The following is a 25850-nucleotide window of genomic DNA, read 5'->3' as shown; positions in this document are numbered from 1 at the left end:
CCAATTCATTTCGGTGAATATTGCCGGCCATCGCGATGGTGAAGGATATGGACGACGAAGCTCTTGCGCAGTGTCGCAGAGCATATGCATCACGGGTGCTTACGAAGGAAGGCATTCAGGACGACGATGCGTTGTTGCAGGCCTACGCGACTGTCCCGCGCGAGCGCTTTCTGGGGCCGCCACCGTGGAGGATGGCAGGTTGGTGCGGCTACGTCGATGTTCCCTGGGGCGATGCCTCCGTCGTCTATCAGGATGCGTTGTTTGCGCTTCAGCACAAGCGGCACGTCAACAACGGCAGCCCGAGCCTACACGCCCGGGGAATACACAAGCTGGCGCTCCGGCGCGGCGACATGGTCTGTCATGTGGGCGCCGGCAGCGGCTATTATACAGCGATCATGTCCCTGCTCGTTGGCGCCGAGGGTTGCGTGATTGCCGTGGAGTTCGACGGGGAACTGGCGGCGCGCGCTGAGGCCAATCTTCGGGACTATCCAAATGTGAAGGTCGTCCATGGCAACGGGGTGGAGTGGCCACGCGAACCGACCAATGCCGTCTACGTCAATTTTGCGGTTCACCGTCCCGCCGATCCCTGGGTGGAGCACCTGTCGATCGGTGGTCGGCTAATCTTTCCGCTCGGCGTTCCCGACGTCGATGCCACGGGGCCGACGGGATTGGCTTCCTATGCCGGCTTTTTCCTTTTTCGCCGTGAAGACGATGCTTACGCGGTGGAGTTTCTGTGCCCGGTGGCTTTCGTTTGGGCGGAGGCCGTATCCGGCGGATTTGACAGCTACAGACGGCTTGAAGCCTCGTTCGGCCGCGGCGGGATGCAACATGTTTGCGCCCTGCGCTGGAAAACCGAGCGACAGGGCGACGAATGGTATTCGGAGAAGGATTGGGGCCTTGTCTACAGCCGCTGACGGCTACTCCGCCGCGATCTTGCCCGCCAATTGCCGGTTCTTCATCAGCTTGTAGATGACCGAGTCAACAAGCGCCTGGAACGACGCATCGATGATGTTCTCGGACACGCCGACCGTCCACCAGCGCACGCCGTCGCTATCGGTGGATTCGATGAGAACGCGGGTGATGGCCTCGGTGCCGCCATTGAGAATACGCACCTTGAAGTCGGCCAGCACCAGATCGTCGATCTCATGCTGATACTTCCCGAAATCCTTGCGCAGCGCGAGGTCGAGCGCGTTGACCGGGCCGTCGCCTTCGGCAACCGACATGATCGTCTGCCCCTCGATGACGATCTTCACGACCGCTTCCGAGACGATCTTCACGCGGCCATGGGAATCGAAGCGGCGCTCAACCATGACGCGGAAGCCCTCGATCGAGAAGAATTCCGGGATGGTTCCGAGGGTGCGGCGCGCCAATAGTTCGAAGCTCGCGTCGGCGCCCTCGTAGGCGTAACCGGAAGCCTCCCGCTCCTTGACCAGCGCAATCAGGCGGTCGAGTTTCGGATCATCCTTGCCGACCTCGATGCCGCGGCGCTTCAAAGCGTTGATGAAATTCGCCTTGCCGCCCTGGTCGGAGACCATGACCTTGCGGAAATTGCCGACGCTATCAGGCGTCACGTGCTCGTAGGTGCGGGGATCCTTGAGCAGCGCGGAGGCATGGATGCCGGCCTTGGTCGCGAAGGCCGAAGCGCCGACATAGGGCATCTGGTGGTCCGGCGAGCGGTTCAGAAGTTCGTCAAATGCATGCGACAGGCGCGTCAGGTTGGTCAGCCGTTCACTGTCGATCGCCGTCTCGAAGCGATGGGAATAGGTTTCCTTCAGCGCCAGTGTCGGGATCAGCGTCACGAGATTGGCATTGCCGCAGCGCTCGCCGATCCCGTTCAAGGTGCCCTGGATCTGGCGAACGCCTGCCTCCACGGCTGCGAGCGAATTGGCCACCGCCTGACCGGTATCGTTATGCGCATGGATCCCGAGACAGTGCCCGGGAACGCCCGCCACGATCAGCGCCTCGACGATCGCGCGGATTTCCGGCGGCTGCGTGCCGCCGTTGGTGTCGCAGAGCACGACCCAGCGCGCGCCGGAGTCATAGGCCGTCTTTGCACAGGCGATGGCATAGGCGGGGTTTGCCTTGTAGCCGTCGAAGAAATGTTCGCAGTCGACCATTGCCTCCTTACCGGCGGCAACGGCGGTCTTGACGCTCTCGGCGATGCTTTCGAGATTTTCCTCGTTGGTGCAGCCGAGCGCGACCTTCACATGGTAGTCCCAGCTCTTGGCAACGAAACAGATCGCGTCGCTCTCAGCCTGCAGGAGGGCTGCGAGGCCCGGATCATTTGAGGCCGAGATGCCGGCTCGCTTCGTCATTCCGAAGGCGACGAAGCGGGCCCGTGTCGTGCGCTTCTCGCTGAAGAAGGCGGAGTCCGTCGGATTGGCGCCGGGATATCCGCCTTCGACATAATCAAGGCCGAACTCATCCAGCATGCTCGCGATCGCAATCTTGTCCTCGACGGAGAAGTCGATGCCGGGCGTCTGCTGCCCGTCGCGGAGCGTCGTGTCGAAGAGGTAGATCTTTTCGCGTGTCATGATGGTCGTCCTGTCGGCCTTGTGCCTCGTTATTGCTTTCCGGCGAACTTGTCCGTAGCCCGGATCAACTGGTCGAGGATGCCGGGCTCCGAATAAGCGTGTCCGGCGCCTTCGATCAGATGGAACTCAGCCTGCGGCCACGCCTTGTGCAGCAGCCAGGCGTATTTTGCCGGGCAGGGCATGTCGTAGCGGCCATGCACGATGACGCCTGGAATATCCTTCAGCTTGTAGGCATCGCGCAGCAGTTGGCCTTCGTCCATCCAGCCGGCATTGACGAAGAAGTGGTTTTCGATCCGGGAAAAGGCGTAGGCGAAGTCGGCATCCTCGAACTTGCCGCTGGTCGATTTTTCCGGCAGCAGCGTGATTGTCTCGCCTTCCCAGATGCTCCAGGCTTGAGCGGCCTCAAGGGCAACGGACCGGTCCGCACCGGTGAGCCGGCGATTGTAGGCCAGCATCATCTCGTGGCGCTCTTCGGGCGGGATCGGCGCGATGAAGCGCTCCCACTTGTCGGGGAACATTTCCGACACGCCGAACTGATAGTACCAGTCGAGCTCGGCTTTGGTCAGCGTATAGATACCGCGCACGACCAGTTCGGAAACGCGTTCCGGGTGCGTCTCGGCATAAGCGAGCGCCAGCGTCGAGCCCCACGAACCGCCGAATATCTGCCACTTCTCGACGCCTGCCATTTCACGCAGTCGCTCGATATCGGCGACGAGATGCCAGGTGGTGTTGGCATTGAGATCGGCATACGGCGTGGACTTGCCGCATCCGCGCTGGTCGAACAGCAGCACATCGTAGAGTGCGGGATCGAACAGGCGGCGGTGGCTCGGAGAGAAGCCGCCGCCCGGTCCGCCGTGCAAGAAGACTGCCGGCTTTGCACCCGCTGTGCCCGAACGTTCCCAATAGATCTTGTGGCCATCGCCGACGTCGAGATGCCCTGAGGCATAGGGTTCGATTTCGGGATAGAGGGTACGGAGCACTTCAGTCATGTTCTACGCCTTCGGTTGGCCAGATTGCAGTATCGTAATCGGGATGCTGGAAGGAGATGATCGCCTCCTGCCGTGCATAAAAATCGGGTTCTTTGTGAATGCGTTGGTCGAAGATAGTCTCGACCCAGGGAATGCGGGCGTCGTAGTTGACCTGGATCTGCGGGGCCAGGTCGCTGCGATCGTCGAACGTGCCGATCGCCAGTTCGAGGCCGCCCGGGTGGCGGTAGGTCATCGGCGTGCCGCAGTTCTTGCAAAAGCCGCGCTCGATATTGACCGACGACTGGAAATAGCTGGGTTCGCCGCGTGACCACTCCATGCCCTCGTCAGGCGCGGTCACAAGGGCGGAAAAGAGGCCGCCGAACTGCTTCTGACACATGCGGCAATGGCAGATCGAGGGGCGGCCAAGCTTGCCGCTGGTGCGGAATCTGACCGCGCCGCATTGGCAGCCGCCGGTTCGAATGGGTTCGCTCATGCTGACGCTCCGGTTGGCCAATGTGCTGTGTCGTGGTCGGGGTGCTGGTGATTGCTGGCGGCAATCGCGTTTTCGCGCTCGGGCGTTTCCGCTTCGGGCTCGATGGGCAGTACGTCGAGCTCATGAAACCAGCTCATCTTGCGTCCGGTGTTCGATTGCATCACCGGCTTGACGCTATCGGGATCGTCCAAGGAGCCGAGCACGATGTTGATGAAATCCGCATCCGGAACATCATAGAAAAGCGGCGTCCCGCAGTCGGCACAAAAGCCGCGGCGGACGATATCGGACGAGTGAAACCACTTCGGTTCGCCACGCGTCAGCGCAAAAACCCTTCGCTTGGCGGCGGCGAGCGGCATGAAGTAGTTTCCAGCCGCCTTCTGGCACATGCGGCAGTGGCAAAGGTGCGGATAGCCGAGTTCACCCACGACCTGGTAGCGAACCGCGCCGCATTGGCAACCTCCGCTCAGAGCCGCAGCTGTTGTCACGGGTTCCTCTCCTCGGGCCAGGTGGTCGTGTCGTGATCCGGATGCTGGTAGGAAACGATGTCGAGCACGAAGGGCGCAGCCTCAACGTCCTCTTCGGTCTCGCGCGCGGGCAACTCATGCAGGTGATCGACGAAGCCGATCTTGCGCTCCGTGCCGAACTGAATGACCGGCGGAAGCGCCGAGGGATCGTCGAAGGCGCCAGCCGCGATCGCCATGCCATCCGGCGCCTCGTATGTCAGCGGCGTACCGCAATCGGCGCAGAAGCCGCGCTCGACCAGGTTCGACGAGCGGAAGCGCTTACGCTCGCCGCGCGTCCACTCGAACTCTGCGCCACGGACGGAAACCAGGGGTGCGTAGTAGGCGCCAAACGCCTTCTGGCACATGCGACAATGGCAGATGGATGAATCCTTCAACGTTCCGCGAACCCGGAAGCGGATGGCTCCGCACTGGCATCCGCCGGTATAGGTGTTCATCTCTTCACCTCCCATGTCGTTACCCGCTCGCCAGTAGCCGGATCCTTGCCGTCCTTGAGCTGGATGCCTTCGGCAAGCAGCGTCTCGCGGATCTTGTCGGCCTCGGCGAAGTTCTTCGCCTTCAGCAATTCGAGTCGTACCTTCACGCGCCGGTCGATTTCGATCGCAACCGCCTCGTCGATCTCGGCCATCTCAGGAAGGACGCCGAGCAGCGCGGCACTCGCGGCGAACGTTGCGTGATCGCCGGACTGGGCAAGCGTATGCAACGCCTGGATCGCCGCCACCGTGTTGAGGTCGTCGGCCAAGGCCCTGACCACCGTGGCAGCGGGCTCTGCGCCCGCGGTATCGGCTGCTGGCCATTTGGCCAGAAGGCGCTCGGCTTCTTCCAGCCGCTTGACGGAAAAATCGATCGGCTCGCGATAATGAGTCATCAGCATTGCGAGGCGCAGCACGTCGCCTGGCCACTGCCGACCGCCGAACTTCTGAGCATGCAGCAGTTCATAGATGGTGACGAAGTTGCCTTCGGACTTCGACATCTTGCGGCCTTCGACTTGCAGGAAGCCGTTGTGCATCCAGACATTCGCCATGACCTTGGTGCCATGGGCGCAACGCGACTGTGCGATCTCGTTCTCATGGTGCGGGAAAATCAGGTCGAGACCGCCGCCGTGGATGTCGAAGACCTCGCCGAGATAGCGCTCGCTCATGGCCGAGCATTCGATGTGCCAGCCGGGGCGGCCACGGCCCCAGGGGCTCTCCCAGCCTGGCTCGCTCTCGCTCGAGAGTTTCCAGAGCACGAAGTCGCCGGGGTTCTTTTTGTGCGCATCGACGGCGATGCGGGCTCCGGCCTGCTGTTCATCGAGATTGCGCTTCGAAAGCTGGCCGTAGTCGACCATCGATTTCGTGTCGAACAGCACTTCGCCGGCCGCTTGATAGGCATGGCCCTTGGCGATCAGCTTCTCGATGATCTCGATCATCTGGGCGATGTTTTCTGTCGCCCGGGGCTGGATCGTCGGGTCGAGGCACCCGAGCGCCTTTGCATCTTCGACATATTGCGTCTCGGTCTTTTCGGTGACCAGGCGGATCGCCTCGTTCAGCGGCAAACCGGGATGGTCCCGCAGAGCCCTTGCATTGATCTTGTCATCGACATCAGTGATATTGCGCGCATAGGTGACGTGCTCGGCGCCATAGACGTGCCGGAGCAGGCGGAACAGAATGTCGAAGACAATGGCCGGGCGCGCATTGCCGATATGGGCGTAGTCATAGACGGTAGGGCCGCAGACATACATGCGCACGTTCTGCGGATCGATCGGCGCAAAGGCCGTCTTTTCGCGCGTCAGCGTGTTGTAAAGCTTCAGTTCCGGCTTCTTTGTGTCTGGCGCGCCGGCCATGTCTACTCTCCCCAAATGCAATGATCCGAAAAAAATGCTGCTACCCGGCAGGCCGGGGCGTTTCTCATCTTGGACTTTTCAGGAGACGAAAACGGCCAGGCCAGCGAGCGCGCTAGCGAATAATCTTCCGGCAGATAATGCAGACAACCGTTTTCATGGCGGGTTTTATGGCGCGCTAACCGGGTTTGGTCAAGGGGGGTGAGAAGCGGTCCGGCCCCTAACCGGAGCAATCGATCCAGTGAATCGATTGCAGCGCCGAACGCCCGAAGCGCAAGCGCAGGGCCGGGCTAATGCCATCCGCCGCGACCTCACGAAATTCTGCTACAACGCGTCAAGGAAAACGAAAGACCATTGGAGTGATGAAAACCCTCTATCGAACAGTCCTCGCGGTGGTGATTCTAGCTGTCGCGGTCGCATCGTATCTGGCATACGATCGCGCCATGGCACCGTTCATACCTCCGACGCTTGCGGACTATCCCATACAGGGCGTCGACATCAGCCACCATCAGGGTGCCATAGATTGGCAAGCGCTGGCACGCCAGCCGAACGTGCGTTTCGCGATCATGAAGGCGACCGAGGGGGGCGACCACCGCGACAAGCGCTTTGCCGAAAACTGGAAGGCGGCGAGGGACGCCGGCATCGTGCGTGGCGCCTATCACTTCTTCACCTTCTGCCGCCCCGGCCGCGAACAGGCGCGCAATGTCATGGGAACCGTCCCGGTCGAAATGGATGCGATGCCGATCGCGATCGACCTCGAATTTACCGGAAACTGCGGCAAGTTGCCGACGCTCGAGGAGTTGAGCGCCGAGATCAGCGCGTTCTTTGATGAGCTGAACGGTGCCTATCCCGGCAAACCGATCTTCTACCTGAACCAGCAATTCTTCGATCAGTACCTGAAGGGCAACGAGGCACGTTTTCCTGATCACTATCTCTGGCTACGCAGCATCGGCCAGGCGCCGAAACGGGAGGACTGCGGCGGTTGGTCGATCTGGCAATTCGCTGACAACGGCGGGCTGGATGGCATTAAGGGTTCGGTCGACCTTAACGCGCTCTGCCCATCGGAAACAGGTTTCGCGCACCTGTTCCCGGCTCTGGCCGCCAAGTGAAGCGTGCTTATTCCGGTAGGCGGTAGTCGACGAGCTTGTTCTCGCGGACGATGAAGAGCTTACCGGTTTCGGTCACATCAGGGCCGACCAGCGGCAGGATCGCCTTGGCGACCTCGGAGGGATGCGGCAACGTCTCGGGATCTTCTCCCGGGACAGCCTGGGCACGCATAGCAGTGCGGGTCGCACCCGGATCGACACTGGTGATCCGAAGCGGCGTGCGCTGCGTTTCGCCAGCCCACGTGCGCGCCAGTGCTTCGACGGCTGCCTTGGAAGCGGAGTAGGGGCCCCAGAACGGACGACACTTGTGCGCAGCACCCGATGAGAGAATGACGGCGCGGCCGGCGTCGGAGCGCGAAAGCAGCGGATCGACCGAGCGGATCAGCCGCCATGTCGCGGTGACGTTGATGTTCATCACCTTCTCGAAGGACTTTGCCTCGACATGTCCGATTGGCGAAATCACGCCGAGCACACCTGCGTTGGCGACGAGAATGTCGAGCTTGCCCCAGCGCTCGAAGATCGAGGCACCGAGCGCATCGATGGCGTTCATGTCGGCGAGGTCGAACGGGACGAGGGTAGCGGCGGAGCCACCAGCGGCCTTGATCGCATCATCGAGATCCTCGAGCCCGCCGACCGTGCGGGCGCAGGCAATCACATGCGCTCCAGCCTTTGCCAGCTCCAGCGCCGTGAAATAGCCGATACCTCGGGATGCGCCGGTAACGAGCGCGATCTTGCCTTCAAGGTTGATAGTCATTGTGCCCCGGTCCTGCGTCGCTGAAGAATTAAGGGGCGCAATAAGCGCCCCTTAATCAAATGTCAAAGCCAATGGCTGTCAGCCGTTGGTCGCGAGCAGGGAAACCTTGCGGCCCATCGTTTCGCCTTCCTTGTCGAGGAGGCGGGTCGGATAGTCACCGGTGAAGTAGTGGTCGGTAAACTGCGGACGGGCGTCATTGCGATCCTCGCCACCGACGGCGCGATAAAGGCCGTTGATCGACAGGAATTCCAGCGAGTCCGCGCCGATATATTTGCACATGGCCTCTAGGCTGTCGTACTGGTTGGCGAGAAGCTTCTCGCGATCAGGCGTGTCGATGCCGTAGAAATCAGGATAATAGATCATCGGACTTGCGACGCGCAGGTGCACTTCCTTGGCACCGGCATCGCGGATCATCTGCACGATCTTCAGCGACGTCGTGCCGCGCACGACCGAATCGTCGACGAGCACGACGCGCTTGCCTTCGATCATCGCCCGGTTGGCGGAATGCTTCAGTTTGACGCCAAAGGCGCGGATCTGCTGCGTCGGTTCGATGAAGGTGCGACCGACATAGTGGTTGCGGATGATACCGTATTCGAAGGGGATGCCGCTTTCCTGAGCATAGCCGAGTGCAGCCGGCGTGCCGCCATCCGGAACCGGAACGACGACGTCGGCGTCAACCGGGGCTTCCTTTGCAAGATTGATGCCCATGTTCTTGCGCGCGACATAGACGCTGCGACCGCCGACCACCGAGTCAGGGCGGGCGAAATAGACATATTCGAACAGGCAGAGGCGTTCCGGCTGGCCGTTGCCGGCCTTGCGCGCGTCGATCGAGATTGAACCATCAGGCTGGATCTCGCAGATGATGACTTCGCCGTTCTCGACGTCGCGGATGAATTTCGCGCCGATGATATCGAGTGCACAGGTCTCGGAAGCGAAGATCGGCTTGCCGTCGAGTTCGCCCATAACCAGCGGGCGGATACCCGTGGGGTCGCGTGCCGCGATGAGCTTCGTGCGTGTCATGGCGAGCATCGAATAGCCGCCTTCCATCTGGCGAATAGCATCAATGAAGCGGTCGGCCGTGGAGGTGTAGCGCGAGCGGGCGATGAGGTGGAGAACCACTTCCGTATCGGAGGTCGACTGACAGATGGCGCCACCGGCGATCAACTGGCGACGAAGGGTCAGGCCATTTGTGAAGTTGCCGTTGTGGGCGATAGCGATGCCGCCGACTTCAAGTTCGGCGAAGAGCGGCTGCACGTTGCGGAGGGCGACTTCCCCGGTCGTTGAATAGCGGTTGTGGCCGATGGAGATGTTTCCGGGCAGGCGAGCAAGCGTGGTCGGATTGGTATAATGGTCGCCGACGAGACCCATGTGACGTTCGGAATAAAAGCGCAGTCCATCGAACGAGACAATGCCGGCTGCTTCCTGCCCGCGATGCTGAAGTGCATGCAGGCCGAGCGCGGTCAGGGTAGACGCATCGTCATGGCCAAGAATGCCGAAGACGCCGCATTCTTCGTGGAGGGTGTCTCCATCGAATTCGTCATTAAGCGTCAAGGAATGGGACTGGTTCATCGATGCGGGCCTTTGCTCTCACAAGAATGGATCGGCTTTCCATAGCATGACGCCGTGATCATGCGTTTTAAACGGCTGAGGCCCGGCAGAGCGGATGCCCGGCCGGACCTTTATTCACGTTCCGCTCAGATGGCAATTGCCAGGCGGCGGGTCAAGCTGTTGAACACTGCGTCAATTAGACGGCTGCTGTGCGCCGGTTGCAGGGACAGGAGCTGCATCTTCGGCTGGCGCCGCCTGGTCGGATGCCGGCGCGTTGCCGCTGTCAGTATTGCCGCCCTGCGGCTGAATTTTGTCCATCACGCTCGCCCGCACCATTTGCGCGAATTCCGCCGGTAGTACGGACTGCAACTTGACGACCATCGAGTCCAGGAACGGCTTCGACTTGGCGTTGTTCACCCAGGCCGGGCGGTGATCCACGTCCACGAGCCAGTTCCAGAAGGCGACGGCCACGACGAGAAGAAGTATGCCCCTAGCCGCGCCGAAGAGAAAGCCCAAAGTGCGGTCCAGCGCCCCGATCCGGCTGTCGATGATGAAGTCCGCGATCTTCATGGTGATGAAGGAGATCACGATCAGCGCGATCAGGAACACGACAGCTGCCGAACCGACGAGCGCGATGCGGTCGTCGTCGGTGTACTTCTTCGCGTAGGGGACGAGGTAGGGATAGAAATAGTATGCGGCGGCTGCAGAGCCGCCCCAGCTTGCGATAGAAAGAACTTCGCGGGAGAAGCCGCGGACCATTGCAAGTACGGCGGAGAAAAGAACGACGCCGATGACAATACCGTCGAAAATCGTAATGGGCATATAAATTCAACTCCAGGACCGCCGTTTATATACGGCTTGGTCGCGCCTCATTGCGTGCTTCCTATAACATCACCGGTGTAGGCGATGAAAGGATCAAACCTCTTCTTCCACACGTCGCAGTGCGCCTTTCGAACCGGCAATGCGTGCAACCAGGTCCGGAAGGCTCTCGATCTCGCTCCAGCGACCGCCGGAACCCTTTGGCAGGTCGGCTGACGCCGAGGGAAGCAGCGCGGCAGAAAAGCCCAGCTTCTCGGCTTCTTTGAGGCGCTGGGACGTCTGTGAAACCGGCCGGACGGCGCCCGACAGGCTGACTTCGCCGAAATAGACACAATTGGCCGGCAGGGCAATACCGGCGAGCGATGAAACCAAGGCCGAGGCCACGGCGAGATCGGCCGCCGGTTCCGAGATGCGGTAACCGCCTGCAATGTTCAGATAGACGTCGTGCTGACCGAGCCGAACGCCGCAATGCGCCTCGAGTACGGCAAGGATCATCGACAGGCGCGCCGAGTCCCAGCCGACCACTGCGCGGCGCGGGGTGCCGAGCGATGTCGGGGCAACGAGCGCCTGCACTTCGACCAGGATCGGGCGCGTGCCCTCCATGCCGGCAAAGACGGCCGCTCCCGGTGATTTCTCGTTGCGCTCGCCAAGGAATAGCTCGGATGGATTGGCAACCTCGCGCAATCCCTTGTCCGACATCTCGAAGACACCGATCTCGTCCGTCGGCCCAAAGCGGTTCTTGACCGTTCGCAGGATGCGATAGTGGTGACCGCGATCGCCTTCGAAGTAGAGCACGGCATCGACCATATGCTCAACGACACGCGGCCCCGCGATCTGTCCGTCCTTGGTGACGTGACCGACAAGAACCATGGCTGCACCGGTCTGTTTCGCGAAGCGGATCATCGACTGAACGCCGGTGCGTACCTGCGTTACGGTTCCGGGCGCGGACTCGGCCAGTTCGCTCCAAAGCGTCTGGATCGAGTCGATGATCACGAGATCGGGCCGCTTGCCTTCGGCGACCGTCGCCAGAATGTCCTCCACATTGGTTTCCGCGGCGAGCAGCACATCGGTGTCGGCAGCCTGCAGGCGCTGCGCCCGCAGCCGTACCTGGGCGACCGCCTCTTCACCCGATACGTAGATGACGCGGTGGCCATGGCGCGATAGAGCTGCCGCTCCCTGCATCAGCAGTGTCGATTTGCCGATGCCGGGATCGCCGCCTATCAGCACGGCCGAGCCGCGCACGAAGCCGCCGCCGAGAGCCCGATCGAGTTCGGAAATGCCTGTGTGGATGCGTGGAGCTTCCTCGATTTCGCCTGACAGCGTCGTCAGGGTGACCGGCCGGCCCTTCTTCGGCGTCTTCGCCGGGCCGCCGCCGATGCCGCCCATCGGGTCTTCTTCGACGATGGTATTCCACTCGCCGCAGTTATCGCATTTGCCCGCCCAGCGGTTGTGGACCGCGCCGCAGCTCTGGCAGATGAAATGTGTCCTGGCCTTCGCCATCAATCATGCTTTCGGTTGGATGGCCGCAACGCGTCGCATCGAATCACTTTGATGGCTCAAATAATCATTCCCGGCACCGATCAAAACTAATGATTTCCCTATCAGGGGCTGCGGTGGCACCTGTTCTCCACTGTCTTGGAGGCCACGACGATGCTGGATTACTCGCTTGCGCATTGGATCGCGTTCTTGACCGCGGCGGTCCTGCTCAATCTGTCGCCCGGTCCGGACATGGCTTTCATTCTCGGCCACACCGTCAAAAGCGGCACGAGGACCGGCTTCGCCGCGCTGTTTGGCATCTGGACGGGCGCCGGCCTGCATGTGGCGATGGCGGCATTTGGTCTTTCGGCGATCCTCGCCGCCTCCGCGCTGGCCTTCTCGGTGGTGAAGTGGGGCGGCGCGATCTACCTCGTCTGGCTCGGCATTCAGGCATTGCGCTCGAAGGGCGGAGGAGGCCTGGTCAATGCGGCAAAGGATGTCCTGCCCTGGAGCCGCGTCTACAAGGAGGGCATCCTCGTTTCGCTGCTGAACCCGAAAGTCGCGGTCTTCTTCCTCGCCTTCCTCCCGCAGTTCGTGGTGGAGGGTGCCGGACCGACGTGGCTGCAGCTGGCGGTCCATGGCGTCTTCATCATTGTCGTTGTAGCCTTCATCGAGCCGCCGCTCATCCTGGCGGGAGGGCGCCTCGCCGATCTCATCAAACGCAGAAAGAGTATCGGCCTCTGGCTCGATCGCGGCCTTGGCGCGCTGCTGGTGGCACTGGGCGTGCGATTGGCGCTAACGACGCGCTAGGTCCTTAGTCTTCCTCGTGCAGGTAACGCCGCTCGTGCCGAAGGCCGATGCTGGTCAGGATTTCGTAGCCGATCGTACCCGCTGACCTAGCGACGTCGTCGACCAGCACGTTCTTTCCGAACAATTCCACGTAATCGCCTGCGCGCACTGCGTTTTCCGGAAGATCAGTGACGTCGAAAATCGTCAGGTCCATGGTGATTCGGCCGGCAATGGGAATCTTCCGGCCAGCCAGGAAGCCATAACCTCCCTCGGGCACGACCTGTCGCAGTGGCACGCCACCGCTCGACTGGCTACGCAGGTAGCCATCGGCATAGCCCGCCGACACGACGGCGAGCCTGCTGTCGCGGGTCAGTTGCAAGGCACGGCCGTAGCCGACGAACTCGCCTGCCTTGGCCGTGCGCACCTGAATGATCCGCGCCTCGGCGGTCACCACCGGTCGCATCGGGTTCGCCAGGCCGTTGACCGCTTCGCCGCCATAGAGTGCTATGCCGGGGCGCGTGAGATCGAAGTGATAGTCGCTGCCGAGGAAGATGCCGCCCGACGCCGCAAGACTTGAAACGATGCCTTCATACGCCGCGCTAACCTGCCGAAATGATTCAAGCTGTTGCTTGTTCATCTCCGAGGAATGGTCGTCACTGCATGCGAGATGGCTCATGACGAGCACCGGCGCAAAACTTGCCGGGCGTGAAACGTCGTCAGCGAGCGCCATTGCCTCTTCCATGGAAAGGCCCAGCCTGTTGAAGCCCGTATCGACATTGAGCGCGCAGGGGTAGTCGCCGTAGTCGGCAAGAACCGCCATCCAAAAGGCGAGTTGCTCCTCCGATGAGATGACCGGGACGAGGTCGTTTTCGAAGAGCCGCCGCTCTGTACCAGGCCAGACGCCGGACAGGACAAAAATGCGGGCGTCGGGCGCATAAGGCCGAAGCGTCACGCCTTCATCGACGGTCGCCACGAAGAAATCGCGTGCGCCGGCCATGAAAAGCGCCTCGCCTGCGTCTTCGATCCCGGTGCCGTAGGCATCCGCCTTCACGACCGCGGAGGCTCGCGCCTTGCCGGAGCGCCGCGCCATGTCCTTCCAGTTTTCCGTCAGCGCCGTCAGATCGACGGTCAGGCGCAGGCCAGCGGAGTCGAATGGGTCTTCATCTTCGAAACTATCAACAAAATCAGTCATCGTGCTTCACAAAAATAGGGAGAGTGCTAGTCGGGTCGCAGTCTAGAGATCAATAAGGCAAAGTGGAAGCAAGCCAAGGAGATATCCATCTTGCGATCACTTTTGTTCAAGACGCAGGGGCGCGCCTGCAGTAGTTTGGTTCGATGGAGAACGTATCGCAGAAAGAGGCGGCCGACGCGATGCCGCTGGCAGGCATGGAGCGGGCACGGTTCTGGCGCGACCGGCGTTTCCGTAACATGGAGTGCCTGAGCGCGAGCTTCGTGACGCATGAATATGCGCCGCATGCCCATGACACCTTCTCGATCGGCGCGATCGAAAGCGGCACGCAGATCGCGACGATGAAGGGCGTCCGGGAGGAAACCGGCGCAGGCGATCTCTATCTCATCGACCCGGGCGTCGTGCATGACGGTGTGCCGGGTGGCGATGGCTATCGCTACCGAATGATCTATCCGGACACCAAACTCTTCGTCGATATCCTCGAAGACGTGACCGGCAAGGCCTTCAACGCCACCCCATCCTTCCCCAAGGAGCTTCTCAGCGATCCCGAGATGGCCGCCACCTTCCACCCCGCCCATCGCGTCTTGGAGAGCGGCGCCGGAGCGTTGGAATCCGAGGAGGCGATGTTTCGCGTGCTTGCCGCGATCTTCCAGCGTTACGGCAGCACGATCGTCGTGCCGGTGGACACCAAGGAGCGCACCGCAGTCGGCCGCGCGCGAGACTATCTGACCGACAATTTCGACAGCGACGTCGGGCTGGACGAATTGGCTAACGTCGCGGGTCTGAGTCGCGCGCATCTCATCCGGGCATTCCGGCGCGAATATCACATCACTCCGCATGCCTTCCTGACCGACAAGCGGGTGCGCGAGGCGCGCAAGCTGTTGCGGGCAGGGCAAGCGCCCGCCGATGTGGCGATCCAGTGCGGTTTCGCCGACCAGGCGCACTTCACCCGCCATTTCAAGGCACGCACGGGCGTCACGCCGGGGCAGTATCGCGTGGGTTGATCACTTTCGTTCAAGACCATCGCCGTGCAACGGCTTAACACCCTCCGAACTTTCGCAGTTCTGGAGGTTTCAATGTTCACTCAAAGGCGACGGACAGACGATTTTCTTGCCGGGGCAAAGGCAATCCTGCCGCTCGTCGTCGCCGTCATTCCGATCGGTCTTGTCTTTGGCGCGGTTTCGGCCACGAAAGGGCTGTCTGCTCTCGAAGCCACTCTGATGAGCGCACTCGTCTTTGCCGGTGGCTCGCAGTTTGTCGCTATGGATATCTGGACGCACCCCGCCAGTTGGGCGGGCGTCGGATTTGCCGCCCTGCTTGTCAATATCCGCCATGTCCTGATGAGCGCATCGATCGGCACGAAGATGCAGGCCTTCTCGGGCTTGCGGAAGTATGCCGCCATGCTGTTCCTCGCCGATGAGATATGGGCGATCGCAGAGTTCCGTGTGGGCGTAGCGCGACTGACGCCATCATGGTTTGCGGGCGTCGCGGCGCCGTTCTATGCAGCCTGGGTCGGGTCGACCCTGGTTGGCGCATCGCTCGGGGCCTTCCTTGGCAACCCTGCCGCGATCGGGCTCGACTTCGCCTTTCCGGCAGTCTTCGTCGTGCTGACAATGGGTTTCTGGAAGGGACGCGCGACGGGCTCGGTGCTCGCCGCGAGTGCGCTGGCCGCTGTTCTGGTGCACCAATTCGTGCCCGGCGTTTGGTACATCGCAGCTGGGGCCCTCGCTGGACTTGCCGCGGCGCTTTGGACAGGCAAGACAAAGGCAGTCACGGCATGACCCTGGACTTACATACGCTTCTTGCGATCCTCGCCATGGCGGCTGCAACGGTGCTGACCCGCATGAGCGGCCTGTTTCTCCTTCGCCATGTCGAGATGACGGAACAGACTCGCACGGCCATCGAGGCGATACCGCCAGCGGTTCTGATGGCTGTCATCGCGCCCACCGCCTTTGCGACAGGCTGGGCCGAAACGGCGGCCTCCCTGGTGACGGCGCTCGCAGCGCGGCGGCTGCCGATGCTCGCAAGTGTTGCCGTCGGTGTGGCGACCGTTGCCATCCTGCGAACTGCCGGCTTGTAGATCGAGCAGTGTGCTGACGGAAAGGGTCCCGTCAGTGCTCTTCGTACTGAATGAAGGAGGGATCGGCGAGGTCGGCGAAGCGGGTGAATTCCGATTGGAAGGCGAGCTTCACCGTACCGGTCGGCCCGTGGCGCTGCTTGGCAATGATGACGTCGGCCGTACCCTTCACCTTGTCGAACAGCGCTTCCCATTCGGCATACTTCGGATCGTTCGGATCGCGCGGCTCGAGGTTCTTGACGTAGTATTCCTCACGGAACACGAAGAGCACGACGTCGGCGTCCTGCTCGATCGAGCCGGATTCACGAAGGTCGGAAAGCTGCGGGCGCTTGTCGTCGCGGCTTTCGACCTGACGCGACAGCTGGGAGAGTGCAATGATCGGAACGTTGAGTTCCTTACCGAGCGCCTTCAGGCCCGTCGTGATCTGGGTGATTTCCTGCACGCGGTTTTCGCCTGATTTGCCCGAGCCGGTCATCAGCTGGATGTAGTCGACGACCAGGCAATCGAGCCCGCGCTGGCGCTTCAGGCGGCGGGCGCGGGCGGAAAGCTGCGCGATCGAGATACCACCGGTCTGGTCGATATAGAGCGGCACCTTCTGCATCATCATCGAGCAGGCAACGAGCTTTTCGAAGTCGGCATCGTTGATGTCGCCGCGGCGGATCTTCGAGGAGGAGACTTCCGTCTGTTCCGAGATGATACGGGTGGCCAGCTGTTCGGAGGACATTTCGAGCGAGTAGAAGCCGACGACGCCGCCGTTCTTGGCCTTGTAGCTGCCATCGGGCTGCACTTCGCCTTCATAGGCAGCCGCGATATTGTAGGCGATGTTGGTCGCTAGCGAAGTCTTGCCCATACCCGGACGACCGGCAAGCACGATCAAGTCAGAACGCTGCAAACCGCCCATTTTGCCGTCAAGCGAATGGATGCCGGTGGAGATGCCGGACAGACCCCCGTCGCGCTCCTTGGCGACGGCTGCCATGTCGATCGCAAGCGCCACGGCATCGTTGAAGGACTGGAAGCCGCCATCGTAGCGGCCGTTCTCGGCGAGTTCGAACAGACGACGTTCCGTATCTTCGATCTGTGTCTGCGGCGGCATGTCGAGCGGGGCGTCATAGGCGATGTTGACGACGTCTTCGCCGATGGTGATCAGCGCGCGACGCAACGCCAGATCGTAGATCGCGCGACCATAGTCCTCGGCATTGATGATGGTGACGGCTTCGCGGGCAAGACGCGCCAGATATTCGGAGACCGTCATGTCACCGACCTTTTCCTCAGCCTTGAGGAAGGTCTTGATCGTCACCGGATTGGCGATCTTGCCCATGCGGATGATGTCGCCCGCGACTTCGAAAATCTTGCGATGCAGCGGTTCGTAGAGATGGATCGGCTTCAGGAAGTCCGACACCCGATAATAGGCGTCGTTGTTCATCAGGATCGCGCCGAGAAGCGCCTGTTCGGCCTCGATATTGTTCGGGGCTTCCCGGTAGTGCTGCTCCGCGGGAGCAACGGCGGCAATCTTTCGAGCGACGTCGTTCATCTTGATCCGTTCTGTCTTGTTCAGCTTCGGGTGTGGCGCGCGCGCGCGACAAAATCAAGTGCGGAAGAGAGAAGACGCCAATGCCGCTGTCGATACAGGGGAGCTTTGCCCATTGTTCGACTTCTCCACAGTCTCACTTGCGGTTAATGCAAAAATACCGAAAGTGTCACCTGCGGAACACGGCCAAAACGACTCACTTCCATTGTGCCTTATTTGGTAGTCTAGGCCTGTCGGAGGAGACTTGCATCCGAGCAGGCGCGTCGGCACTTGAAAAACAACGGAAAATAATATAGGTAGTAAAGATATAATTAGTGCACTAACAAAATGGGGCTGAAATATATGGCAAAACCCACCCTTGGGCGTGAGCTAATCGAAGACCTTGCTGCCTTCAATCGCAAGCTTAGGGCCGTCTTCGACAAGATAGTGCGGGAGCGCAGCATGACGTTGCCGCGCGCCCGGGTCTTCTTCACGCTCAACAAGAAAGATGGGATCAATCAGCGCGAACTTGCCGAACGGCTGGAGCTGGAGACGCCAACGCTCGTCAGGATCCTCGATGCGATGGAAGCGCAGGGCTTCGTGCAGCGGCGCGTGGCCGGCTCCGATCGCCGTGCCAAGGAAATCTACATCACCGAGACCGGCAAGGTCGTGGCGGGTGAGATTGAAGACATCGCAGTAAAAGTGCGGGCGCAGGTCATTGCCGGTATTCCCGAAAGCGATCTGAAGACTACTTTGGACGTGATACGGGCCATGCAAGCCAACCTGCAGGGCATTCGGGGAATTTGAGGTCCTGCCGATGAGCCTCGCCCAGACCGCCAACGACAATGTGGCGCCAAGGCCAGCCGGGGAGGCGAAGCCGGACACGCAACCGATGCCGTCGCCGCCTCCAGCGGCGGGCGTACCGATGCCGGCCTGGAAAATGCCGCTCTACATGGCGGCGTCGGTCCTGCTTTTTCTGACGCAGGGCCTCGGCATGAACCTGCTCACCGCCAATATCTATCAGCTGCAGGGTTCGTTTTCGGCGACCACGACTGAACTCTCCTGGCTGTCGGCGGCTTACATGGCGCCTTACGCCAGCATGTCGATTGCACTCTTCAAGATCCGTAGCCAATACGGCCTTCGCCGTTTCGCTGAACTCGGCATTATCTGCTTCGTCGCTGCGGCGGTGCTCAATCTTCTTATCACCGACCTGCATTCCGCAATCGTCGTGCGCACGCTGAGCGGCATGGCTGCAGCACCGCTGTCGACGCTCGGCTTCCTCTACATGCTGGAGCCTTTCCCCCAGGAAAAGAAGCTCTCGCTGGGGATCAGCCTTGCGCTGATGTGTACGTTGTTTGCTTCGCCGGTGGCGCGCATCGTCTCGCCCTCGCTGCTTCATTTCGGCGGCTACCAGGCGCTCTATATGTTCGAGATGGGGCTCGCGCTCGTCGCCTTTCCAATCATCTATCTGCTGCCGCTCACAGCACCGCCGCGGGCCAATGTCATCCAGCAGCAGGATATAGTGAGCTATCTCCTGCTGGCGGTCGGCTTCGGATGTCTCGCCGTCGTATTGACGCTTGGCCGGCTCTATTGGTGGTTCGAGGCGCCGTGGATCGGCGTGCTGCTGGCGGTGTCGGTCGGCTCGCTTGCGCTCATGCTCGCCATGGAGTTGCCACGCGCCAGTCCCCTGATCGATTTCCGCTGGCTGTTCACCGGCGCGAACATGCGGATGGCAGGCGTCCTGCTGCTCTTCCGCTTCGTCTCCTCCGAGCAGTCGTCAACCGCTGCCAATTTCTATCAGCAGCTCGGGCTTCTGAACGATCAGACCGTGACGCTCTACGCGATCATTCTCCTCGCCTCGTTGGTTGGTGGTCTTTTCTGCGCATTTCTGATGACGACCCGTTACGTCGAGACTGCCCACGTGCTGGCGCTCGCCCTTATTGCAGCCGGCGCCTTCATGGACAGCCAGTCGACGAGCCTGACGCGTCCGCCTCAGATGTATCTGAGCCAGGCGATGGTCGCCGCCGGTGCGGCGATGTTCCTGCCGCCTGTCATGGCGAATGGCTTCAAGGCGGCGATCTCCCGCGGCGTGCAGTATATCGTGAATTTCCTGGTGATCTTCGTCTTCACGCAGAGCATTGGCTCGCTCTTTGCCTCGGCGATGCTCGGGACTTTCGTGACGATCCGGGAGAAGTTCCACTCGAACGTGCTCGTCGAGCATATTCTGCTGCAAGATCCGATCGTGGCGCAGCGCATCTCCCAGATGAGCGCGGCCTACGGCAAAGTGCTTGGCGACAAGACGCTGCTCAACGCGGAGGCCCTGATGTTGCTCGCGCAGCAGGTCAGCCGCGAGGCCTATATTCTCGCCTACAACGATACGTTCCTTGTCATCGGCTACTCCTCCGTCTTCGGCCTGATCGTCATTCTTCTGCATCAAGCGTGGCGCCGGCTGCCGTGGTCAGGGACAGGCCAGTCCGATGCAATCCCCGCTCAATCGTGATCTCAGGGCGTCAGCATGTTGAAATTTCTTCGGTCCCCCTCGACCATCATCGCAGTGCTCGCCGGCATCGCCGGCGTCCTGCTCGTTCTCTATGCATGGCGCCTTCCGCCGTTCGTCACGTCAGTGGAGACGACCGACAATGCCTATGTTCGAGGCTACGTCACGATCTTGAGTCCACAGGTGAGCGGCTATGTCGTCGATGTGCCCGTGAAGGACTATCAGCAGGTCAAGCAGGGCGACACGCTCGCCCAGATCGATGACCGCATTTACGTCCAGAAGCTTGCCCAGGCGCGTGCTGCGCTCGACGGGCAGAAGGCGTCGCTCGAGAATTCCCGCCAGTCCGAGCTTGCGGCAAAGGCGAGTATCGCCTCCAGCGAGGCGCAGATCGATAGCGCGAACGCAGCGTTGACGCGCGCGCAGCAGGCCTGGGATCGCGTAAACAACCTCAGCAACCGCGGGATCGCATCGCAGAGCGAGACAGAGGCCGCACAGGCGACGCTTGACCAGGCAAAGGCCGCCCTGAACCAGGCGAAGGCCGCACTCGAGGTTTCCAAGCAAAACCTTGCCACGATCATCGTCAACCGTTCGCTGCTGGAAGCCAACGTCTCAAGCGCTGAAGCCGTGGTGCATCTGGCGGAAATCGACCTCCAGAACACCAGGATCCTGGCGCCACGCGACGGTCACCTCGGCGAAGTCGGGGTTCGAATCGGGCAGTACGTGACGGCCGGCACGCAGCTCATGGCGGTCGTGCCGGAGGACGTCTGGGTCGTCGCGAATTTCAAGGAAACGCAGCTTTACGGCATGCAGGTCGGCCAGCCGGTAACCATCACCGTCGATGCGCTCGGCAGGCGGCAGCTGAGGGGGTACATCGAGCGCTTCTCGCCGGCCGCCGGATCGGAGTTCGCGGTCATCAAGGCTGACAATGCGACCGGCAATTTCGTGAAGATCGCGCAGCGTGTCGGCGTGCGCATCCGCTTCGATCCCGACCAGCCGGCAGTCAAGGACTTGGGCCCGGGTCTCTCGGTCGTCGTCGATGTCGACAAAAGTGCCGCGCCGCAACAGAACACAGCATCCAAATAAGCAGAAAGCCCGGCGTGAGCCGGGCTTTCGTACATTCCAGAGAGGTTTCTCTGAAGATTAAGCTTCGTCGCCTTCGAGGTCGGCTTCCGGATCGAAGAAGTCTTCCGGACGCAGGGCGTCTTCGTCAACGCCGTAGATGGCATCGACGGAGGTGAGGGTTTCGCCCTTCGCCTGACGGCCAGCTTCTTCAGCCGAACGCGCAACGTTGAGCTCGACGTGAATTTCGACTTCAGCGTGGAGCTGCAGTTCAACCTTGTGCAGGCCGATCGACTTGATCGGGGTGTTCAGGTGAACCTGGTTGCGGCCGACGTTGAAGCCTTCGGCAGCGAGGATTTCAACGACGTCGCGAGCAGCAACCGAGCCGTACAGCTGGCCGGTTTCGCCAGCCGAGCGAACGACGATGAAGGACTTGCCGTCGAGAACGTCAGCAACCTTCTGTGCTTCCGACTTGCGCTCGAGGTTACGAGCTTCGAGCGTTGCACGCTCGGATTCGAAACGCTTCTTGTTGGCTTCGTTGGCGCGAAGAGCCTTGCCGAGCGGCAGGAGGTAGTTACGAGCGAAGCCGTCGCGAACCTTTACGGTTTCGCCCATCTGGCCGAGCTTGGAGATGCGTTCAAGAAGAATGACTTCCATGTTGGTGTTCCTTTCGTGTCTTTAGATTTTCGTGTCTGTCTGTTTGGGGGCATCGACATCCTTGTTCGGGGTCAGTGCGATCGCCTTGCGGGTATCGCTCAGTCCCACCACGAGGATGAAAAAGGCTGGCACCATCAGGACGAGCGATGCCAGGTAGCAGAGGATGAGTGCCGGCAGGCGCCAATCCTTGCCGCGCGTGCGGAAGTGCAGCGCGGCGAAGCCGGAAAGCAGGAAGCCGGCGCCGAAGGTGCCGACGACGGTTGCTCCGATCATCGCCGGTATGCCGCCGAAGAACGTGGCGGCAAGCCCAACGAGAAAAACGAAGATTGAATTGCGGTTCATGCGCAGTGCCGAAGGAATGTCCTCACGCGGACGCAGACCACGGCCGGATGCACTGACGATCCGGGTTGCGATGTGGTAGGCGGAAAACAGCATGACCACCCACATGCCACCCTGGATGGCAGGCAGCATGAGCAGGACCAGCGATTTGGTTTGTGCCGTCACTGCCGGATCGGGCGAAAACTCTGGCTGCTGCTGCGCAAGCGAGCCGAACAGGACATCGACCAGCCGGTCGATGAGCTCAGGACCGTAACCGATCATCACGCCAACGACGATCACCGCGATGGTGACGAGGCCGCAGAGATGCAGCAGGATATCCGAAAGCGGATACCAGGCCATCAGATGCTCAGGCCCGCCAAGCTCCGAGGCGGGACGGGCAAGATTCGCAAGGTGGCTGAGCCACCCGGCCGGAAGCAGCGTGACCAGCGTCATCATCAGCGCGAAGGACGGCGAGATGGCGATCGCGCCGACTACAGCGGCTGCGACGACGGCAGAGATTGCCGCCATGTTGCCCCAGCCGAGGCCGACGAGAAGAATGGGAAGTGCCGAAGCAGCGTAGAGGACCGCGCTGAACGACGGCTGCAGGCTCGCGCCGAGCACCAGAAGTGCTGCGGTCACTCCGGCGAGTGCGCCAATGCTTAGCGTTTTTGTGTTCAGTCGGTTCACGGTCGCTGTCCTGCTTCATCGAGCAGTTAGAGGGTTCTTCTGAACAGCTTCAGAAAAGCCTCAACATGGGTTTTAAGAGTTCCGATCCGCGCCCATCGCGAAAGGGAGAAGGGAAGGCACTGCTGCCTTCCCTCGATTTGGTCTCGTCGGCTGATTAAGCGACGACGTACGGCAGCAGGCCGAGGAAACGAGCGCGCTTGATCGCCTGGGCGAGTTCGCGCTGCTTCTTCTGGGAAACAGCCGTGATACGGGAAGGAACGATCTTGCCGCGCTCGGAAATGTAGCGCTGCAGGAGACGAACGTCCTTGTAGTCGATGCGCGGAGCGTTTGCGCCGGAGAACGGGCAAGTCTTGCGACGACGGTGGAACGGGCGACGAACCGGAGCGGAGGAAGCTTCAGACATTCTTAGATCTCCTTATGCACGGTCTTCGCGGGGAGCACGGTCCGGACGCGGACCACGCTGGAAGTCGCCATCCCGGCGCGGCGGACGGTCGCCGAACTCGCGGCGCGGGCCACGGTCGCCGCCTTCACGCGGGCCGCGGTCGTCGCGGTCGCGCTTCTGCATCATGGCAGACGGGCCTTCTTCGTGCTTTTCAACAGCGATCGTCATGTAGCGCAGGACGTCTTCGCTGATGCGCATCTGACGTTCCATTTCCTGCACGGCAGCAGCCGGGGCGTCGATGTCGACGAGAACGTAGTGAGCCTTGCGGTTCTTCTTGATACGGTAGGTGAGGGACTTGAGGCCCCAGTTTTCTACGCGCCCGACCTTACCGCCGTTAGCTTCGATAACACCCTTGTACTGTTCTACGAGGGCATCAACCTGCTGAGCGGAAATATCCTGTCGGGCAAGGAATACATGTTCATAAAGAGCCATGACAGCTTTGCCTTTCTTGCGTTTATTCAACCCGATATTCGGCGGCTAAGCCTCAACGACTGCTCCTGAATGGGCGGACCCAGGCAAGAAAAGCGTTTCCGAGACGGTCGAGAGCGGAGACACGGGAGGCTGGAACGCTTCCGTTCCGAACGATTTCCCGTAGGAAAACCGGCCCTCCGTTCAGCCACCAGCCAGAAGACCGGGTTTGCGAACAGGGCGCTTATACGGATTTTTGGCGGAAACGCAAGGGACAGTCAGCAATGTTCTCGTTGCGAGTTCAACGACGGTAGCCCGGCCTTGCGCAGCCCGTCGACGAAATGGTCGTAGTGACCGGGGTCGACGTAGGGCGTCAGGATCTTCCAGTAATGCTCCAGGTCGGCGGGGACATTCGCGAGAATTTCCGGGATCAGGCGCTGTGCCTCCTCGCGCCGCTGCAATTGCCCCAGGCTTGCAAGAAGAACGACGCGGTTGAAATAGGCGCGTCGCAGGGAAAGGCCGCGCTCGGAATAGTGGATCGCTTCCTCGTAGTTGCCGAGATGGTAGTTCGACAGCGCCAGCCGGTCGAGGATGAGGTAGGCCAGGGGATCATGCGGGCTGAGCCGCAGGGCCATATGGAGTGGATCGCAAGCTGCCGCAAAGTGGCCAGTGAAGATTCTGGCCCACCCAAGTCCCATATGCGCCAGCGCGAAATTGGGATTGAGATCGATCGCCTGCTGTGCCTCTTCTACTGCGGCCGGGGCGTTGTGAGCGACGAAATGGCCAAGACACATGGCGTAGTGGGAATAGGGATCGCGCGGATCGAGCGCCACTGCGCGCTCTGCCTCCGCCCGAAGTTCCGTGCTGTCCCTGTCGACATCGCTGCTGAAGCCGTGGAAACAGCGCGCGTAGAGCGAGCGAGCCAGCATCATGTGAGCGCGTGCGAATTCGGGGTCGAGCTCGATGGCTCGGCGATGCCAGGCTATGGATTCGATGAAGTGTTCGGCGGTATCCTGGGCATTGTGGAGCCATGTGCCGCGCATATGGCTTTCATAGGCATCAAGATTGTCCGTCGTTCTAAGCAGTGCCCGGCGGCTTTCGCCTATCAGGATTTCCGGCTCGATGGCGCCGACGACATTTTGGGTGAGCTCGTCCTGGATGGCGAAGATGTCGGCGATTTCGCGGTCGTAGCGCTGTGCCCAGAGGTGAACGCCGCTCTCCGCTTCGATCAGCTGCCCCGTGACGCGGACCCGCGTCCCGGACCTGCGCACACTACCCTCCACGAGATAGCGGACACCGAGATCGCGTCCAATCTGCTTCACGTCGACGGCCCGCCCCTTATAGGCGAAGGAAGAATTCTGGGCGATGACGAAAAACCAGCGGTAGAGCGAAAGCGCGGTGATGATGTCTTCGGTCAAGCCATCGGCGAAGAACTCCTGCTCTGGGTCATCGGACATGTTGACGAAGGGCAATACCGCAATCGAGGGTTTGTCAGGCAGTCGGAGCGGCCCCCCGAGCGCGCCGCCCTCCACGGGGTCCTCGCCGGTCCAGTCGACCTTATGCACAGGCACCGGGCGCGGAATGTTCTTCAGCGTACGATCGCCCATCGGCACGAGAGGGAAGTCCAGCTTCCCTTCGATCTGCTCGCGCAAGGCGCCAGAGATGCAGATACCCGAAGGTAGCGCCACCTCCTGAAGGCGGGCGGCGACATTCACCCCGTCGCCGAGCAGGTTATCGCCGGAAACCACGACGTCCCCGAGATTGAGCCCGAGGCGAAACTCCATTCGGCGATCCACAGGCAAGTCGGCGTTTCGGCGATTGAGCGCGCGCTGGATGGCGACCGCTGCGCGAACGCCTTGCACTGCGCTATGGAATTCCGCCACCACGCTGTCTCCGGAGCTGCCGAAAATCCGCCCGCCATGCTCGCAAACGAGGTCACCAATCGTGGTGCTGTAGACGCTCAGGGTCGCAAGCGCATCCTCCTCGTTGGCTGCAACAAGGCTGCTGTAACCGGCCACGTCGCCGGCAAGGATTACTGCGAGCTTCCGTTCCACGGAATGAGCTCCCCGCGGCCCTACACAGAGCCCTACAAACGTAGCTGAATTGCGCAGGACGGAGAAGCGGAAATTGCCGCGCGGGCAAAGTTCTCGAAACTTGTCGTTGTGGCGACTTGCGTGGG

The 25850-nt window shown here is 61.2% G+C and carries 26 protein-coding genes; 9 read left to right on the top strand and 17 right to left on the bottom strand.

Annotated elements, in window-relative coordinates; translation table 11 throughout:
• The first annotated feature begins 47 nt into the window (after window positions 1–47).
• The gene (locus C934_RS0114585; protein WP_037089793.1) at window positions 48–914 is read left to right on the top strand and encodes a protein-L-isoaspartate O-methyltransferase family protein; all 867 of its coding nucleotides are present in this window, start codon (window positions 48–50) and stop codon (window positions 912–914) included.
• A gap of 3 nt (window positions 915–917) precedes the next feature.
• On the opposite strand, the gene cimA is transcribed toward C934_RS0114585, so the two are convergent.
• Genes cimA through cysS form a run of 6 tightly spaced genes read right to left on the bottom strand, consistent with a single transcriptional unit; the run spans window position 918 to window position 6341 of the window.
• Window positions 918–2534, bottom strand: coding sequence for a citramalate synthase (gene cimA, locus C934_RS0114580; protein ID WP_018857398.1), 1617 nt, complete (start codon window positions 2532–2534; stop codon window positions 918–920).
• A gap of 29 nt (window positions 2535–2563) precedes the next feature.
• Window positions 2564–3523, bottom strand: a complete 960-nt coding sequence (pip, locus tag C934_RS0114575; protein ID WP_018857397.1) for a prolyl aminopeptidase — start codon at window positions 3521–3523, stop codon at window positions 2564–2566.
• Entirely contained in the window at window positions 3516–3995 is a 480-nt protein-coding gene (locus C934_RS0114570) for a GFA family protein (RefSeq protein WP_018857396.1), read from the bottom strand. Before C934_RS0114570 ends, pip begins: the two co-directional genes overlap by 8 nt.
• On the bottom strand, window positions 3992–4480 hold the full coding sequence (locus C934_RS0114565) for a GFA family protein (RefSeq protein ID WP_018857395.1): 489 nt from the start codon (window positions 4478–4480) through the stop codon (window positions 3992–3994). The genes C934_RS0114570 and C934_RS0114565 overlap by 4 nt, the downstream gene beginning before the upstream one ends.
• On the bottom strand, window positions 4477–4953 hold the full coding sequence (locus C934_RS0114560; protein ID WP_018857394.1) for a GFA family protein: 477 nt from the start codon (window positions 4951–4953) through the stop codon (window positions 4477–4479). Before C934_RS0114560 ends, C934_RS0114565 begins: the two co-directional genes overlap by 4 nt.
• Window positions 4950–6341 carry a cysteine--tRNA ligase gene (cysS, locus tag C934_RS0114555; RefSeq protein WP_018857393.1) on the bottom strand — a complete coding sequence of 464 codons (1392 nt, stop codon included), beginning with the start codon at window positions 6339–6341 and terminating at the stop codon, window positions 4950–4952. The genes C934_RS0114560 and cysS overlap by 4 nt, the downstream gene beginning before the upstream one ends.
• A 359-nt stretch (window positions 6342–6700) precedes the next feature.
• Between cysS and C934_RS0114550 the strand changes: the two genes are divergently transcribed.
• Window positions 6701–7447 (top strand): glycoside hydrolase family 25 protein, encoded by a 747-nt coding sequence (locus C934_RS0114550; RefSeq protein ID WP_018857392.1) that lies wholly within the window; start codon window positions 6701–6703, stop codon window positions 7445–7447.
• Window positions 7448–7454: 7 nt separating this feature from the next.
• Here the strand turns inward: C934_RS0114550 and C934_RS0114545 are convergent, their stop codons facing one another.
• The 4 genes from C934_RS0114545 to radA all read right to left on the bottom strand — a co-directional run bounded on the left by C934_RS0114545 (window position 7455) and on the right by radA (window position 12065).
• Window positions 7455–8198, bottom strand: coding sequence for an SDR family NAD(P)-dependent oxidoreductase (locus C934_RS0114545; protein ID WP_018857391.1), 744 nt, complete (start codon window positions 8196–8198; stop codon window positions 7455–7457).
• A 78-nt stretch (window positions 8199–8276) separates the two neighbouring features.
• A complete protein-coding gene (purF, locus tag C934_RS0114540) occupies window positions 8277–9767 on the bottom strand; it encodes an amidophosphoribosyltransferase (protein WP_018857390.1) in 1491 nt (496 codons plus the stop codon).
• 171 nt (window positions 9768–9938) lie between these two features.
• Window positions 9939–10568, bottom strand: coding sequence for a CvpA family protein (locus C934_RS0114535; RefSeq protein WP_018857389.1), 630 nt, complete (start codon window positions 10566–10568; stop codon window positions 9939–9941).
• A gap of 93 nt (window positions 10569–10661) precedes the next feature.
• Entirely contained in the window at window positions 10662–12065 is a 1404-nt protein-coding gene (gene radA / locus C934_RS0114530; RefSeq protein ID WP_018857388.1) for a DNA repair protein RadA, read from the bottom strand.
• 150 nt (window positions 12066–12215) lie between these two features.
• On the opposite strand from radA, the gene C934_RS0114525 reads away from it, so the two are divergent.
• Window positions 12216–12851: a LysE family translocator gene (locus C934_RS0114525; RefSeq protein WP_018857387.1), complete on the top strand. Its 636-nt coding sequence runs from the start codon at window positions 12216–12218 to the stop codon at window positions 12849–12851.
• A 4-nt stretch (window positions 12852–12855) separates the two neighbouring features.
• Here the strand turns inward: C934_RS0114525 and alr are convergent, their stop codons facing one another.
• The gene (gene alr, locus C934_RS0114520) at window positions 12856–14022 is read right to left on the bottom strand and encodes an alanine racemase (RefSeq protein WP_018857386.1); all 1167 of its coding nucleotides are present in this window, start codon (window positions 14020–14022) and stop codon (window positions 12856–12858) included.
• Window positions 14023–14201: 179 nt separating this feature from the next.
• Here alr and C934_RS0114515 point away from each other — a divergent pair, with 179 nt between their 5' ends.
• The 3 genes from C934_RS0114515 (at window position 14202) to C934_RS0114505 (ending at window position 16099) form a co-directional block, all read left to right on the top strand.
• Window positions 14202–15023, top strand: coding sequence for an AraC family transcriptional regulator (locus C934_RS0114515; protein WP_026371808.1), 822 nt, complete (start codon window positions 14202–14204; stop codon window positions 15021–15023).
• 72 nt (window positions 15024–15095) lie between these two features.
• On the top strand, window positions 15096–15800 hold the full coding sequence (locus tag C934_RS0114510) for an AzlC family ABC transporter permease (protein WP_018857384.1): 705 nt from the start codon (window positions 15096–15098) through the stop codon (window positions 15798–15800).
• A complete protein-coding gene (locus tag C934_RS0114505) occupies window positions 15797–16099 on the top strand; it encodes an AzlD family protein (protein WP_018857383.1) in 303 nt (100 codons plus the stop codon). The genes C934_RS0114510 and C934_RS0114505 overlap by 4 nt, the downstream gene beginning before the upstream one ends.
• 31 nt (window positions 16100–16130) lie before the next feature.
• On the opposite strand, the gene C934_RS0114500 is transcribed toward C934_RS0114505, so the two are convergent.
• Complete coding sequence (locus C934_RS0114500; protein WP_018857382.1) at window positions 16131–17627, bottom strand: replicative DNA helicase; 1497 nt, start codon at window positions 17625–17627, stop codon at window positions 16131–16133.
• Between the two features lie 339 nt (window positions 17628–17966).
• Here C934_RS0114500 and C934_RS0114495 point away from each other — a divergent pair, with 339 nt between their 5' ends.
• From C934_RS0114495 to C934_RS0114485, 3 genes are read left to right on the top strand one after another with little or no spacing between them, the layout of a single operon-like run.
• Window positions 17967–18410: a MarR family winged helix-turn-helix transcriptional regulator gene (locus tag C934_RS0114495; RefSeq protein WP_018116191.1), complete on the top strand. Its 444-nt coding sequence runs from the start codon at window positions 17967–17969 to the stop codon at window positions 18408–18410.
• Window positions 18411–18420: 10 nt separating this feature from the next.
• Complete coding sequence (locus tag C934_RS0114490; RefSeq protein WP_018857381.1) at window positions 18421–20103, top strand: MFS transporter; 1683 nt, start codon at window positions 18421–18423, stop codon at window positions 20101–20103.
• 15 nt (window positions 20104–20118) lie between these two features.
• Complete coding sequence (locus C934_RS0114485; protein WP_018857380.1) at window positions 20119–21183, top strand: HlyD family secretion protein; 1065 nt, start codon at window positions 20119–20121, stop codon at window positions 21181–21183.
• Between the two features lie 57 nt (window positions 21184–21240).
• Here the strand turns inward: C934_RS0114485 and rplI are convergent, their stop codons facing one another.
• From rplI to C934_RS0114460, 5 genes are all read right to left on the bottom strand, one after another.
• Window positions 21241–21816, bottom strand: coding sequence for a 50S ribosomal protein L9 (gene rplI, locus C934_RS0114480; RefSeq protein WP_018857379.1), 576 nt, complete (start codon window positions 21814–21816; stop codon window positions 21241–21243).
• Between the two features lie 21 nt (window positions 21817–21837).
• Window positions 21838–22821, bottom strand: coding sequence for a DUF2232 domain-containing protein (locus tag C934_RS0114475; RefSeq protein ID WP_018857378.1), 984 nt, complete (start codon window positions 22819–22821; stop codon window positions 21838–21840).
• Between the two features lie 154 nt (window positions 22822–22975).
• A complete protein-coding gene (gene rpsR / locus C934_RS0114470; protein WP_004680498.1) occupies window positions 22976–23224 on the bottom strand; it encodes a 30S ribosomal protein S18 in 249 nt (82 codons plus the stop codon).
• A gap of 12 nt (window positions 23225–23236) precedes the next feature.
• Window positions 23237–23695, bottom strand: a complete 459-nt coding sequence (rpsF, locus tag C934_RS0114465) for a 30S ribosomal protein S6 (protein WP_018857377.1) — start codon at window positions 23693–23695, stop codon at window positions 23237–23239.
• Window positions 23696–23949: 254 nt separating this feature from the next.
• Window positions 23950–25725 carry an adenylate/guanylate cyclase domain-containing protein gene (locus tag C934_RS0114460; RefSeq protein ID WP_018857376.1) on the bottom strand — a complete coding sequence of 592 codons (1776 nt, stop codon included), beginning with the start codon at window positions 25723–25725 and terminating at the stop codon, window positions 23950–23952.
• Window positions 25726–25850: the final 125 nt, after the last annotated feature.

The organism is Rhizobium sp. 42MFCr.1, from assembly GCF_000377185.1.
In the GTDB taxonomy this organism is placed as follows: domain Bacteria; phylum Pseudomonadota; class Alphaproteobacteria; order Rhizobiales; family Rhizobiaceae; genus Rhizobium; species Rhizobium altiplani.
This window is presented reverse-complemented; position numbering and strand designations above follow the sequence as displayed.